At 71.0% G+C, this 12,570-nt stretch carries 11 protein-coding genes and 1 pseudogene; all 12 read right to left on the bottom strand.

The genetic code is table 11. From position 1 onward, the window contains the following. Positions 1-205: 205 nt before the first annotated feature. Positions 206-853 carry a M15 family metallopeptidase gene (locus tag ACFYTE_RS41820; protein WP_388722484.1) on the bottom strand — a complete coding sequence of 216 codons (648 nt, stop codon included), beginning with the start codon at positions 851-853 and terminating at the stop codon, positions 206-208. 11 nt (positions 854-864) lie between these two features. Next, on the bottom strand, positions 865-1,911 hold the full coding sequence (locus tag ACFYTE_RS41815; protein WP_388722482.1) for a GNAT family N-acetyltransferase: 1,047 nt from the start codon (positions 1,909-1,911) through the stop codon (positions 865-867). Next, positions 1,908-3,353, bottom strand: coding sequence for a phosphotransferase (locus ACFYTE_RS41810; RefSeq protein ID WP_388722480.1), 1,446 nt, complete (start codon positions 3,351-3,353; stop codon positions 1,908-1,910). Before ACFYTE_RS41810 ends, ACFYTE_RS41815 begins: the two co-directional genes overlap by 4 nt. Beyond that, a complete protein-coding gene (locus ACFYTE_RS41805; RefSeq protein WP_388722478.1) occupies positions 3,350-4,219 on the bottom strand; it encodes a class I SAM-dependent methyltransferase in 870 nt (289 codons plus the stop codon). Before ACFYTE_RS41805 ends, ACFYTE_RS41810 begins: the two co-directional genes overlap by 4 nt. Beyond that, positions 4,216-5,481 (bottom strand): protein-L-isoaspartate O-methyltransferase, encoded by a 1,266-nt coding sequence (locus ACFYTE_RS41800; protein ID WP_388722476.1) that lies wholly within the window; start codon positions 5,479-5,481, stop codon positions 4,216-4,218. Before ACFYTE_RS41800 ends, ACFYTE_RS41805 begins: the two co-directional genes overlap by 4 nt. Beyond that, entirely contained in the window at positions 5,478-6,887 is a 1,410-nt protein-coding gene (locus ACFYTE_RS41795; RefSeq protein WP_388722474.1) for an NUDIX domain-containing protein, read from the bottom strand. The genes ACFYTE_RS41800 and ACFYTE_RS41795 overlap by 4 nt, the downstream gene beginning before the upstream one ends. Positions 6,888-7,087: 200 nt before the next feature. Continuing rightward, positions 7,088-8,476, bottom strand: coding sequence for an MFS transporter (locus ACFYTE_RS41790; protein ID WP_388722472.1), 1,389 nt, complete (start codon positions 8,474-8,476; stop codon positions 7,088-7,090). Further along, a complete protein-coding gene (locus ACFYTE_RS41785) occupies positions 8,460-9,467 on the bottom strand; it encodes a phosphotransferase (protein ID WP_388722470.1) in 1,008 nt (335 codons plus the stop codon). Before ACFYTE_RS41785 ends, ACFYTE_RS41790 begins: the two co-directional genes overlap by 17 nt. A gap of 26 nt (positions 9,468-9,493) precedes the next feature. Further along, entirely contained in the window at positions 9,494-10,039 is a 546-nt protein-coding gene (locus tag ACFYTE_RS41780) for an HIT family protein (RefSeq protein WP_388722468.1), read from the bottom strand. Then, positions 10,036-10,269: pseudogene (locus ACFYTE_RS41775) on the bottom strand (ABC transporter); the annotation flags it as partial. The gene ACFYTE_RS41780 and the pseudogene ACFYTE_RS41775, both read right to left, overlap by 4 nt. 189 nt (positions 10,270-10,458) lie before the next feature. Continuing rightward, positions 10,459-11,766, bottom strand: a complete 1,308-nt coding sequence (locus tag ACFYTE_RS41770; RefSeq protein ID WP_388722466.1) for an MFS transporter — start codon at positions 11,764-11,766, stop codon at positions 10,459-10,461. Further along, on the bottom strand, positions 11,763-12,371 hold the full coding sequence (locus tag ACFYTE_RS41765; protein ID WP_388722464.1) for an ArsR/SmtB family transcription factor: 609 nt from the start codon (positions 12,369-12,371) through the stop codon (positions 11,763-11,765). The genes ACFYTE_RS41770 and ACFYTE_RS41765 overlap by 4 nt, the downstream gene beginning before the upstream one ends. Between the last annotated feature and the right edge of the window lie 199 nt (positions 12,372-12,570).

The raw sequence follows: 12,570 nt of genomic DNA, 5'->3' as shown, positions 1-12,570 counted from the left end.
CCTCAACGCGTTCCAGATCGCCTTCGAGGGCCGCCTGACCCCGAGAAACAACTGACCATCAACAACCAAGATCAGCCGTTAAATTGACACACCCCGTGCTCGACGAGCAGGCCCTTCTCCTGGTCACCGAGCCGCCGGAAGCCCCGCCCGGTGTTGTAGTGCTCGGACCAGTCAGTCCGGGTGTATCCCACAGGTCGCTCCTCGTTCATGAAAGGCGGTGCCAGGGCAGTTCGACGGGGCCGTAGAGGGCGGCCGGCTGCTGGGTCTGCAACGCCCAGTACCGGTCGCCGAACGACCAGTGCCACCACTCCGTGCAGTAGTTGATCAACCCGGCGGTGGACAGCGCGCCGCCCAGGGTGGCCCGGTTCGTGCGGGCCCGGGCGCTCAGGTTGGCGGCGTCGGTGTAGCAGGCGTCGGAAGATTCCTCCGGCGACGCATTCACCCGGGTACCCATGTCCAGTTCGCGGCCCCGATGGTCAACGAGCGTCACGTCGACGGCTGCGCCGGCGGAGCGCGGCGCGATCTCCGGAGGCGATACGAAGCGGCTGGCGGCCTCCCGGATCGCGGCGGCCTTCCAGTTCGGATGGGCGCGCGCGAGCTCGGCGGAGTACTCCTCGAAGTACCGGCGCTGCAGGGACGGGGGCCGGTAGCCCCCGATGAACAGCAACTGCACACTGCCGGGGAGCAGCGCTTGCGCCTGCTGGAGCCGCGTGAGCACGCCCTGACGTACGTGGGCCCAGGCGCCCGCAGCGTCCTGCTTGCGGTCGTCGACCATCAGGCCGTGCACGCGGGCGTCGAGGAGGGCCTCCCCGCGCTCGTGGACGGGGATCGCGGCGACTCTCCGGTCGGACATCAAGACGATGCTCATGCGTTCCCCCAGGTGTCGACGTATGCGGCCACGCCGGTGCGGCGGGCCTCCTCCACGGCGCGCAGCCGCACGAAATCGCGGGCCGGCATCAAGGCCTCCCACTCGGCCAGGGGCAGGACGCGGGCCTCGTCGTGCTCGCGCGGATTGAGGGTGATGCCCCGGATCTGTTCAGCGGTGAGGCGACCGCCGTCGAAGATCAGCTGCAGAGTGCTGTACGGACGCCTCTCCCGGGGCTGCCCGAACACGGTGGCCAACAGCCGGGGCGGGCCCGCGGCGGTCATGCCGGTCTCTTCCCGGCACTCGCGCACCACCGCGTCCCAGGGCCGCTCGCCCAGATCCATCGCACCGCCGATCATGTGCCAGGGATGGCCGGGGGAGTAGACGGAGTGCAGTTGGAGCGGCCGGTCCTCCTCGTCGGTGACGTAGAGGCACACGTACGCGGCAGCCCGGGGCAGTGCGTCGGCGTACTGCTGCGGCGGCACCCACGTCGAGTCCGGCTGCGCACCGGGCACGGCACCGGCACGTTGACGGTGGCGGGTCATCCGCATCAGTGCCGGGCTGCCGCTGAAGCCGAACTCCCGGTACAGGGGCGCGGCCTCCGGGCTGGTGTGCAGCTCGAACAGGGTGACGTCCTCGACGTCGGCGAGGTGGTCGAGGAGTGCGGAGACGACGGCCCGGGCGTAACCGCGGCGCCGGTGGTCCGGGTGCGTGGCGACCAGCTGTACGCGGGCTGCCCGGCCCCGGGGGTAGGCCGGGGCCGGGAGCACGGGGTGGATCAGGCCGAGGGCGCAGGCGGCCATCGTGCCGTCCGGGGTGTCGGCGACGAAGGCCCGGGCGTCTCCCCCCGGCGTGAGCCGTGGCGCCAGCTCGTCCGTGCACTGCCGGAGCCAGTCGTCGGTGAACGGTGCGGATAGGACGTATGCGGAGCGCATCCGGGTGATGGCCTCGGCGTCAGCGGGGGTTGCCTCGCGGACCGGCGGCTGTCCGGCGGCGTCGCGCGGCTCGGTCGCGGCAGTGGCAGTGGGTGCCGGGTCGGCGTTCACGTCGGATCTCCTGTCGGTGAGAGGGTTGCGCGATGCTCGGCGCGCAGGCGGGCCAGGGTCCGCCGGCCGCGTTCGACCAGCTCGGGGTCACCGTGAGCGGCGCCGTACGCGATCGCGCTCACGGAATCGAGAGCTGCGTCGATGACGAGGCGGGCCTGCTCGGCGGCGGTCAGGTGCCTGCCGTACCCGGCCAGAAACGCCTCGAAGAGGTCGGGGCGGCCGGCCCAGGCGTCGGAGAGGCGGACCAGATCCCGTACGGCTGGTCCCGGTTCACTGCGCTCGAGGTCGATCACCGCCACGAAGACCTCACGGTCGTCCGTCTCGTCGGCGGTGCCAGGGGCGGCGAGGATGTTGCGGAGCTGGAAATCGCCGTGGGTCTCCACCCACTCCAGCGGTGACAGGTCCTCGGCCTGTCGGACAAGCTCACGGACGAATTCCTCATCACCCGGGAGTAGATGAGACCGTGCTCCGGCCAGGTGCCGTTCGGCCTTGGCGACGGCGGGGCCGCTGCCGACAGGAGCGGGCCGTGGGGGAGAGGCGTGGTGGATGCGTCGGGCCAGCGCGCCGATCCGTTGGAAGACCGCCCTCTCCCGGTCCGGGGCAAGGACGGCGCCGTGCAGCGGGCGGCCCGGCACCGCGGTGAGGACCACCGCCCGCAGGGTCTCGTCGGCGGCGACCAGCCGGGGCGCGGCCGCCCCCAGCTCCCGCGCCCACGTCCGTAGCCCGCGCACTTCCCGGCCGTGGAACCGCTCGTTTTGGTGCGCCTTCACGTACCAGGCGCCGCCCTGGACGCCGTGGACCCGCCACACCCGGCTCTCCTCGCGCGCCCATGAGGTGTCCGTCCATTGCACGATCCGGCCGACCGTCCGCTCCGCGAACTCCACGACCGCAGCGTCGGGACGGGCGGCAGACGCCTGGCCGGTCATGTCCGGCACGAGACGCAGCCGGTCGGCGCCGGGGTCGAAGGCGATGCTGTCGCCGGGCAGTTGGAAGTGCACGGCGAGGCGCGCGCCGGCGGTGTAGGCGTCCAGGCCCGCACGGCAGTACGCCACGATCTGGGCGGGCAGGGCGTGAAGGGGTGCCCAGTCCATCGCGTCGCAGACGTCCGGCTCGGCGATCTCGTGCTCGCCCTTCCACCGCCGGACCTCGAAGAAGTACCCGGTACGGGAGGCACCTCCGGGGCTGCGGTGGTGCACGGTCACGGCGGCCCGCACGTCGGCCGGGTCGATGACGACACCGCTCTCCTCCCGCGCCTCGCGGATCAGGGCGGTGACCACGTCCTCGTGCGGACCGTCCAAGTGCCCGGAGACCAGGTGCCATAAGCCGGCGGCGTACACCTGCCCGGCCCGCCGCGACAGCAGAACCTGCGGCCCGTCGGCGGTCTCCCGGCGCAGGATCAGGTGGACGTCCACTGGCTCGGTGTGCCGCTGCCCGCCGCTCATCGCGCTCCCTCGGGACGTCGGGCGAGCAGAACCCTGAACGTCGCTTCCTCGACCAGAGACCCCTCCACCGCGTGCGCGTGGAGAAGGGCAAGGGCCTCGTCCTCGAACGCCTGGTGCCGCTCTGCGAAGAGGCCGGCCCCGGCGAAGGACGTGGTGCGCAGGTAGTCGAGCACTGCCTGCGGCGCCCCCGTGCGGGTCACCGGGAAGAGATGTTCGGTGACGTCGTCGAACGCCGAGGCGGCGAGGTCCTCCTCGTACGAGCGGCGGGGCTCGGCGTAGGAACGGCGGGCGCCCGCCCGGCGCTCGGCGCCCAGGTAGCGCTGGATCAACTCGCGCAGCGCACGGGTCCAGTCGGCGTCCTGGGTCCACAGGCTCCCGTCGCCCGTGATCGCCACTGCGGCGCCCGGTGTGGCGACCCCATCGGCCATCTCCAGGACCGCCTCACCGTTCATCCAGTGGTAGGACCGGCAGAAGGTGATCAGGTCCGGGCCGGAGTCCGGTTCGCCCGGCAGCGTTGCGAGCGGCTCGTAGGCGTCGGCCGTCGCGTGGACCAGGGTGAGGGTGCAGTGGCCGAGCACGGGAGTGAGGGCTTGACTGGCCTGATGCAGCATCTGCGGGCTGACGTCAACCGCTTCGATGTGCGTCAGGTCAGCGCCGGCGGACAGGAGCGCGAAGGGCACCTGCCCGGTTCCGGTGCCCAGGTCGAGCAGAACCGGGGACGGCCGGCCCCGCAGCGTGTCGGCGAGCAGGCGCACCGCCGCGTCCGGCAGGCCGGGGCGGCGGCGGGAGTAGGTCAACGCCGCGCCCTCGAACATGGTCTCCTGCTCCGGTGCAAGGCCCGGAAGGGGCCCCTCGGGGTAGGTCACGGGGTGGCTCCCTCATCGAGCGGGTGGGGGGCGGATAGGTGCCAGGACAGGCGTCCGCACTCGGACGCGGCGCGCTGCCCGCCGTCCGCGTCGAAGTAGAGGCGGTAGCGGTCGGGGGAGCGTGCGGCCCGCCACCGGTCGGCGAGGTCCTGGATCTCTTTCCAGATGTCCCGCGGCCCTTGGACGGTGACATTCCAGCGCCGGTGGCCAACCGGCTCCGCGCGCATCCAGGATCCGCAGCTGGGTGCGCCGATGGACAGGTGCTCAGCGCCGAAGTCCCGCACCAGACCTCCGAGGAGGTGGTCGGCCGCGAGCCACAGGCCCCGGTCGGTGTCCGCGGGCGGTGCCAGCTTGCTCCGCTGGGTCCACGCGCCGGGCTCGGCGGCCATGCGCTGCCGGAACTCCTCGCTGAGCCAGATCCGGTCCATGCCGTGCCCGGCCCGGTGGGCGAACTCCACGGCCCGCAGCTCCGCCGTGATCCGCCCCTCGGCGGTGCGCCCGACGACGGCGAGGCCGGGCCACGACGGGGACGCGCTGGTCACGTGCGCCAGCAGCTTGCCCCCGGGCGCGAGCTGCTCGACCAGCGTGGTCGGCACGCGCTCCACCGTGTACGACACGAAGATACGGTCGAACTCCCGGCCCGGGACGCCCTGTTCGCCCGAACCGCACACCACCTGCGGCCGGAAGCCGAGATCGGCCAGGCGGGCGGCGGCCGCGGCGGTGAGGTGCCGGTCCCGATCGAGGGTGACCACCCCCTGGTCGCCGCAGACCTGGCAGGCCACCGCGGCGGTCACCCCCGCGCCCGTCCCGACATCCAGCACCCGCAGACCCGGGCGCAGATCCAGCTCCTCCAGCAGCTCGGCGGTCAAACCCATCACCGTCGACATCGACGTGATCGACGCCCCCGACCGCGTCCCGCGGGCCCGGCCCAGCAGCGGCTCCCCGTCGTGCTGGACGAGCACACTGGCCCCGCCGTACAGCAGCCCGAGCAGCTCGGGGCGGTCGTGCGGCGACGCCCAGTCCAGCAGATCCCACCGCGGCGGCTCCTCGCCCGGCGCGCTGCGCCGTACGTACGCCTGCGGCATCAGCACTTCGCGGGGCAGCGTGAGGAGGGCGTCGCGGACCGGGCCCGGCCGCAGAGACCCTTCCTCCCCGAGCCGGGCGACCATCGCCGCCCGCGCGGCTGGCGGATCCGCTTCCGCATCGGTCGGCGTGGCCTCGCCGACCGGGTCGGCGGCGGGACAGGTGTCCAGGGTGCTCATCGCTCGCCCCAGCCCTGCTCGGAGTACGGGCGCCCCCGAAGGATTCCGTCGATCGCCATGCGGGTGTACGGCACGACTGCGGGCGGGAGGTCCTGCGGTGTCCACCATCGCCACTCCACGCACCGGTCGGGCTCCAGGACCTCCGGGTCGCCGGTCCAGGAGCGGGCCTGGAAGACGAGCGCGATCCTCGGCCGGGCGTCGGGGGAGTCGACGTGGTGCACCGTGTGGACGAGATCGACGTCCTCGGGCGCGATGGTGAGGCCGGCTTCCTCTTTCGCTTCGCGTACCAGGCAGTCGATCGCCGTTTCCCGCTCGCAGTGGCCGGCCAGGAAGTGCCAAGTGGCTGGCGCATACGTGGAGTCCGGGTGGCGCAGGCCGAGAAGGATCCGACCCTGGGCGTCCTGGAGATGGAGGTGGACACCCACGATGTGCAGCTCGGTCCCCGGCGGAGCCTCGTCGGCCGGCGGGCCGGTGCCGTCCGCTGGCTCAATCGCCGAGGGGTGCTCGGCCGCTTCGGCCGCGTGCCGCCGGATCAGTGTCTCAAGCCCGGGGCTCAGGCGCAGCCGGTCGAGCATGTCCACGGTGCACCACGTCAGCAGGACACCGTCGCGGAGATCCACCGCCTCGGCATCACCGCTCCAGTGCCCGGCGTAGACGCTGATGGGAACGGCAAGGCCGTCGACGCTCGTCGCCTCCTGGACGGCGAACGGCATCAGGCCCGTGGGATCCAGGCCCGGAGTCTCCTCTGCCAGCTCGCGCCGCAGTGTCGCCTCGAGGCTGGCATCGTCCCGCGACCGTTTGCCTCCCACGAGGGCCGGGACCCAGGGCTCCCAGATGCCTTCGCGGTCATCTCGTAGATGAAGGAGGTACCGGCCGGCTCCGTCGTGGATCAGGGCGCTGGCGCTGACGGGCTCCGGGCGGCCATCCAGGCCGTGCGGCTCGGCAGCGAGGAGCTTGGCCCGCAGTGTGGGCGAGCGCACGTCGGCGTACGGGAGCCACTGGGCCCCGGAGACCTCCTTGTCCTGCAGAGCGAGCGCAGGCGGTTGTCCGGCGGTGAGGTAGAACGCGAAGCGGACGTCGACGTGCTGGTGAGCGGCCTCGCCTTTGGCCAGGTTGGCGTCGATGTCATGCACATCCACGTCGATCGGCTCGGCGAGGAACTGCGGGGTCAGGCACAGGTCGCCGGGGCGCAGCCCCGCCTCTTCGCACACCCCGCGCACGGCAGAGGCCAGGAGCGTACGGTCATCCTCCTCAACGTGGCCGCCGGGGCAAAGCCGCAGCCCTGTCAACCGATGGCCGATATGGAGCACCCGGCGGTCGCGGTCGATGACCACGGCGCTGCAGGTCACGTGTCCGGGCAGCGTGGCGCGGCTGGACGGCTCCTCGGCGCCATCGAGGACAGCCAACAGCTCTCCCAGGGACTGTCGTTCCTCGGTATGCCGACTGAGATAGGTCTCGATGGTCGCGCGGATATCAGAGCGGGACGGCGGCACGTGATCACCTCGGGACGTGTGGGACGGGATGTAGGGGCTGTGAGAGAGGGGCGCGCCTGGCGGGGGGCCCGCCGATGACGACTCCGGGCCAGGGGCCGTGTGCAGGTGGATGCTCACGGGCCACCTTTCGAAGAGCGGTCGTGCTGCACATCCACGGCGACTGCGGGATTGGGGACGATCGGCACCGACGGCGTCGGAGGTGTGACGGCCTCGGCTGAAGGAGAAGTCGCGGTGGGTGAGCCGGGCATGTCCAGCAGGCTGCGCAGCGGGGAGCGGTAGAGGACTACGAGGGGGATGACGAGGAGGCAGGTACCGGCCACCAGGGTGGGACGCACACCGATCCATGTGCCGAGCCCGCCCGCGAGGAGCGCGGCTACCGGCCGTGCACCGGAGGTGAGCCAGGTACTCACGGCCTGCATCCGGGCCTGCATGCCGTCGGCGGTGACGACCTGGCGAATTGTGCGCTGGGTCGTCCCCGCGGCCCCGGCACAGGCCAGCTGAAGGAACAGGGCGGCACCGATGGCGAACTGCCAGACCAGGCCCAGGGAGGCGAGGAGCAGAGGGTTCTGTGTGAGCGGGGTGATCGCGAGCGCGGCGAGCATCATCGGCCCGGGCCCGTACCGCGCCGCGAGTGCCGGGGCGCCCAGCGCCCCGGCCGCCGCGCCCAGCGCCCCGAGTCCCAGGACCACGCCGAAGGTGGTCGCTCCCATGGCGAGGGACCGGAGCAGGTACAGCGCCCACAAGGTATTGAGGAGCGCCAGGGCGAACGACGTCGTGGCATTGACAAGGGTCAGTGTGCGCAGCCGGTGGTCGCCGTTCACGTAACGCAGGCCCTCACCGATCTCGGCGTGCAGCCGACGACGGCCCTCCGCTGCTGGCCGGGGGCTGTTTGGGGCCTGGATGCTCGCGGTACACCAGGCGCTGATGAGGTAGGAGAAGACGTCCCCGAGAAGCGCCCGAGCCGGGCCGAGGAACGCGGTCAGAGCGGCGCCGAGGTTGCTGCCCGCGGTGGCGGCAACGGCGAAGAGCCCGCCGATCCGGCTGTTGCTCCGCTGGAGCAGGGACCGGTCGACCAGGCTGGGCAGGAGACTGATCGCGGCGGCATCATGCAGCACCCCCGCCGCGCCCTGCACGGCCGCGACCACCATCAGCTGGGGCAGGGAAAGCCAGTCCAGCGCGGCCGCCACCGGCACACTGACCAGCGAGGTGGCATTGACCAGATCACCGACGATCATCTGCTTCCGCTTGGAGTGGCGATCGGCGAGAGCCCCGGCGTGCAATGCCAGCAGTGCGGGCGGCAGTTGGCCCAGGAACGTCAGCCAGGCGACCTCGGCGGTGGTCGCGTCCAGTTCGAGCACCGCCAGCACGGGGATCACCATGCTGCTGATCGAACTGCCGGTCACGCTGGCTGCCTGCCCGGTCAGGTAGCGGCGGAAGTTGCGGTGCCGCCACAACGACGGCCGGGTGCCGGGAGAGGAGGAGGGGTCAGTGGAGGAAGTCATGGAGCACCTCCTCGGCTTCCGGCAGGCGCTCGCACAGCTCGGCTATGGCCGCCTGCCGGTTGCGGCCGTACGCCTCGAGTTCGGGGGTGACGGCGGCCGGGTCGTCGACGGCCTCGGACAGGGGATACACCGAGCAGGCCAGGTATCCGGCGGCAAGGCGGGGCACGGCGAGGAGCTCTTCGGCCGGCAGCGCCGGGTTGGCTGCCCGGTATGCAGCGACAGCTTCGGCGAGGCCAGTAGGCCACTGCGGCTGCGCCAGGACGGTGCGCGGGTCCAGGACGATCCGCCCGAGCTCCCAGGCGGGGCTGCGGTGACCGGGCGGCCGGAAGTCGATCAATGCCGCTACCTGCTGCCCGCGAAGGAGTAGGTTGGGCGAGGCCAGGTCTCCGTGGACGGTCTGCACCGTCAACGTCGTCGGCAGCCCTTTGATCATGGCGGCCACGGCAGGCAGCGCGTCGAGCCGCTGGGCAACGGTCTCCCGTGCCCAGGAGGGAAAGCCCGAGGTGGGCGGCCTCTTGGCGAAGAGGACGAGTAGCCGGTCAAGGCGCTGGCGGGCCCGCTTCACGTCGCAGACTTCCCGGGCGGGCACACGGCGCGGAGGCCCGGCCGGGTGCCGGGCCAGGGTCCGGTGCAGGCACCCGACGGTCTCGCCCACCGCGGCCCACCGATCGCCGGACAGGCCGCCCTCCGCCGTCTCCGTGTCCTCGACGAACGCCGCAACCGACACCGCCATGTCGCCGGCGGCCGCGATGAGGTCACCTTCCAGGGTCCTGCGCACTACCGGCACCGGGATCCGGCCGAGCCGCGCGAACTCGCCGAGCTCGAGCGCCTGGCCCTCCGCGTCCAGATCGGTGCCCGCCGGGTAGGCCTTCACGAACCACCGGGCTCCGTCGCTGTCCCGGGCCACGTAGTTGCGGGTGGCGGTCCCCGCAGGACCTTCGTCGACCAAGGTCGGGACAATCCGGTAGAACAGCGTCAGGATCCTCGCCACGACCATCACGTCCGACCCTGAGCCGATCATCGCGGCGCCCCCGGTCGGCCGGAGGGAGGCAGCAGCTGGCGCAGTGCTCGGGCATCCGCCTGCAGCTGCTCCTCGTCCTGCAGTCCGAGATCGAGCGCGTCAAAGGGGAGCGGGCCGCCCGGCGCCGGGTCCGTTCCGGCTTCACGTCGCGGAACGCAGTGCCAGTGGGCGTGCGGGATTTGGTTCCCCAGCAGCAGGTAGTTCATCTCCAGCGGCTCGTAGAGCGCCTCCACCGCGCGGCCCAGGGCCAGGACGTCGCGCCAGAAGGCCGCCGCCTCCTCCTCGTCCAGCTCGGTGGGTTCGGCGACATGACGGCCGGTGTAGATCACGACGGCATACCCGCGGACCTGGCCGCTGCGCCACAGGTAGGCGTTGCTGACCTCACCGCGCCGTACGAGCAGGCCCCAGCCGATGTCGTCGGCGTCGAAGTCGTTTCGGCACATCGGGCAGCCGGCGCCGACCCGGTGCGCGGTGAAGTCCGCCGGCCAGGCGCTGCCGGCTGGTGAGTGCGCGGACTGGGACTGAGGGGGGCCGGGGATCATGCTGCCTCGCCGGTGGTGCGCTGCTGCAGTTCCCACAGGGAGCGGAACAGCCCCGGCTCGCGGGTGAGCTCCTCGTACGAGCCTTCCTGGACGATGCGTCCCTGGTCGAGAACGATGATCTTGTCCGCGATGGCGACGTTGGCGAGCCGGTGCGTGATCAGCAGGATCGCCCGGTCCTTGGCCAGGTCCCGCAGCCCGGTGAAGATGCGATGTTCGGCCCGCGCGTCCAGAGTTATCTATAGCTGTCAAGTGTTGGTCCGAGTCAGATGACTCGCACGCCTCCAGGCATGTAAGGCACGATCCCTCGCTTCGAACGAGTCTGTTGGCCGAACGGGAACGAGCTCTCCGGCCCCAGACAGCGATCTTCGGGCAGTCGGGTCTGGGAAGCCTTGGCCTGGACCCGGGTGGTTCTCCGGTGATCAGCAAGGCAATGGTCGCGCGTCCGTGTCGCTGTCTGGAGCTACCGGATTGTCGGGAGTCAGGGAGTGGATGCGCGGTATCGGCGAGGGCAGCAGCCAGAGCAGGGACAGCGCTCCGCCAACGGCCCCGATGAGGAGGGTCGCCCGGAGGCCGACGAGGGTAGCGAGGAGACCTCCGAAGACGGCGCCCACAGGGCGTAAGCCGTAATTGATCGTGCTGTACGCACCGGCGACTCGACTGCGCATGCGATCGGGGATCACGTCCGCTTGAAGGGAGTTGAGGTTGACGTCGAACAGCATGACGCCGACTCCGGAGATGAACTCGGCCACCGCCAAGGCTCCGGCGCGAGCCCAGAGGGGGCCGCCCGCAGCAGCGGCGATGACGATCGGTGCCGGGAACAGCACGGAGCCCAAGACAATGCTGCGGCCCACGCCGAGTCTTCGCGAGATCTTCGGGGCGATCACCGCGCCGAGGAGCGAGCCGGTGGCGCCGATCCCGAACGCCATGCCGATGACCCCCGCGGTCAGTCCGAGGTTTCGGCTGGCAAACAGCACGATCAGCCCGCTGCCCGCGACAAACGTGAAGAAGTTGACGGTCGCCGCGCATCCGAGACTCGCCCGCAGCACCGGGTGACGGATGATGAACACCAGTCCCTCCCTGGCACGCCGCAGCAGCGAAGTTGCCGCTTGGTCGTGGGCGGCTGACGGTTCGTCGATCGAAACTCGACCGACCAGAACCGCAGACGCCAGGAACGTCAGGGCATCGACGACTACGGCGACCGGAGCGGCCAACGCCTGGATCAGAGCACCACCGATCGCCGGTCCAGCGACGTACGACGCTGAACGGCTGGCACTGAGCTTGCTGTTCGCGTCGACGTAGGAGGAGCGAGGCACCAAGTGGGCGAAGAAAGGCGGATAGGCAGTGTTGAACAGCACCCCAGCCGCGCCCGTCAGCAAGGCCACGACATACAACTGGCCGAGCGTCACTGCCCCCGTGAGATAGGCGGCGGGGAGAGAGAGCAGCACTGCCGCCCGCACCAGGTCGGCGAGAATCATCAGGCGCCGCTTGTGGACGCGGTGGTCGACCCAGGCGCCGAGGACGATCGCGAGCAGGTTCGGGGTCCAGATGAGCGCGGTCAGCAACGCCACCTGATTGGCCGAAGCGTGCAGCGCCCCCACCGCGATCAGTGGCAGGGCCAGTTCGGTGATCCGGTCGCCGAACTGCGAGATCGACTGACCGGCCCAGAAACGACGGAACCGCCGATCACGCCACAGGGATACGGGTAAGGACTGGTCCGCCGCGCTCATGGCGTCTCGCCGGTCTGACCCTCGGCACCCTCGGGCAGGGCATAACGCAGCAGCCTGACGCCACGGGCGTCGGCCGGCCGCGTGGCCTCATCACGCATCACGTAGGGGGCGAGAATGCGCTCGATCGCGTCCTCGATGGCGGCGAGTTCGTCGGTGGAGACGACGACACGGGTGTTGGCCAGGCCTGCAAGCCGCCGCCACACCGGTTCGAGCTTGGGTTCGACCTCGGCAGCCCACCGGTTCGGCAGGTCGCCTGAGCGCAGGAACATCTCCCGGGACAGGACCCGCGCAGCCGACCAGCCCTCCTCATCGTCCGGATCCTCTGGCGCCTCGAACCGGAAGCCCCGCGCCACCGCCTCCCACCGCCTCTGGCGACGGTCCGGGCCGGGCTCGGCATCGCGGACCAGCCCGAAGCTCGCCAGATGCCGCAGATGCCAGCTGGCCACTGACGGGGTTGCTCCCACATCAGGCGCGAGCTGCGTCGCCGTCGCCGGCCCGTGCCGCTGCAGGCGTTCGAGGATCGCCAGCCGCACTGGGTGCGCCAGCGCCCGCATCGCCTGCGGATCAGTGATCTCGATGTCGCCCAGACGATTACCAGAATCCATGACGTGAGAGTTTCCTCTCACATATTATGAGAGTCAAGTCTCACATCTCCCGCACCTGACGCTCGTCCCAGCGGAGCAGGTGCAATCAAGTGCTGGCGGCGGGCTGAGAAGCCGTATCTCAACCGAACGTGATTCGCTGATTTCTGCTGGTCAGGCATGGTTTCGCTCGGGGTGAGGGAGGCATGCGGCGTCTTATGTC

This window comes from Streptomyces sp. NPDC004629 (assembly GCF_042873595.1).
Classification (GTDB): Bacteria; Actinomycetota; Actinomycetes; order Streptomycetales; family Streptomycetaceae; genus Streptomyces.
The sequence above is the reverse complement of the archived record's forward strand: the minus strand, read 5'-3'. Positions and strand labels throughout refer to the sequence as shown.

Coding starts and splice junctions, on each gene's coding strand:
- ACFYTE_RS41820 (WP_388722484.1), bottom strand. CDS start 853: ATGTCCGACCGGAGAGTCGCCGCGATCCCCGTCCACGAGCGCGGGGAG.
- ACFYTE_RS41810 (WP_388722480.1), bottom strand. CDS start 3,353: ATGAGCGGCGGGCAGCGGCACACCGAGCCAGTGGACGTCCACCTGATC.
- ACFYTE_RS41800 (WP_388722476.1), bottom strand. CDS start 5,481: ATGAGCACCCTGGACACCTGTCCCGCCGCCGACCCGGTCGGCGAGGCC.
- ACFYTE_RS41790 (WP_388722472.1), bottom strand. CDS start 8,476: ATGACTTCCTCCACTGACCCCTCCTCCTCTCCCGGCACCCGGCCGTCG.
- ACFYTE_RS41780 (WP_388722468.1), bottom strand. CDS start 10,039: ATGATCCCCGGCCCCCCTCAGTCCCAGTCCGCGCACTCACCAGCCGGC.
- ACFYTE_RS41770 (WP_388722466.1), bottom strand. CDS start 11,766: ATGAGCGCGGCGGACCAGTCCTTACCCGTATCCCTGTGGCGTGATCGG.
- ACFYTE_RS41765 (WP_388722464.1), bottom strand. CDS start 12,371: ATGGATTCTGGTAATCGTCTGGGCGACATCGAGATCACTGATCCGCAG.